This window comes from Paenibacillus antri, assembly GCF_005765165.1.
In the GTDB taxonomy this organism is placed as follows: Bacteria; Bacillota; Bacilli; order Paenibacillales; family YIM-B00363; genus Paenibacillus_AE; species Paenibacillus_AE antri.
This window is the reverse complement of sequence record NZ_VCIW01000076.1, coordinates 1-545: the sequence shown is the minus strand read 5'-3', so window position 1 is coordinate 545 and position 545 is coordinate 1. Positions and strand designations below refer to the sequence as shown.

Below are 545 nucleotides of genomic sequence, written 5' to 3'. Positions count from 1 at the left end.
CTGAATATGGGTGTGGGTGAAGCATTGACCGATAAAAAACTTTTAGATAACGCAGTAGCGGATCTAACAGCAATTAGCGGTCAGAAACCTTTAATTACTAAAGCGCGCAAATCTGTTGCAGGCTTTAAAATCCGTCAGGGATATCCAATCGGATGCAAAGTAACCCTACGTGGCGAACGTATGTGGGAATTCTTTGAAAGATTGATTACTATCGCTGTTCCACGTATCCGTGACTTCCGCGGTTTAAATGCGAAGTCATTCGACGGTCGTGGTAATTACAGTATGGGTGTTCGTGAACAAATCATTTTCCCAGAAATCGACTATGATAAAGTAGATCGTGTACGTGGTTTAGATATTACTATCACCACAACTGCGAAAAGCGATGAAGAAGGCCAAGCTTTATTAGCTGCTTTCAATTTCCCATTCCGTAAATAAGGTAGGTTATCGTGGCAAAACAATCAATGATTGTACGTGATGTTAAACGTGCTAAATTAGCTGATAAATTCTACGCTAAACGTGAAGAATTAAAGAAAATCATCTCTGAT

1 protein-coding gene is annotated in these 545 nt (G+C 39.8%); it reads left to right on the top strand.

The features are described 5' to 3' along the window. On the top strand, window positions 1–435 hold a 435-nt coding region (gene rplE / locus FE782_RS33535; protein WP_138198438.1), incomplete at its 5' end, for a 50S ribosomal protein L5. Window positions 436–545 lie beyond the last annotated feature (110 nt).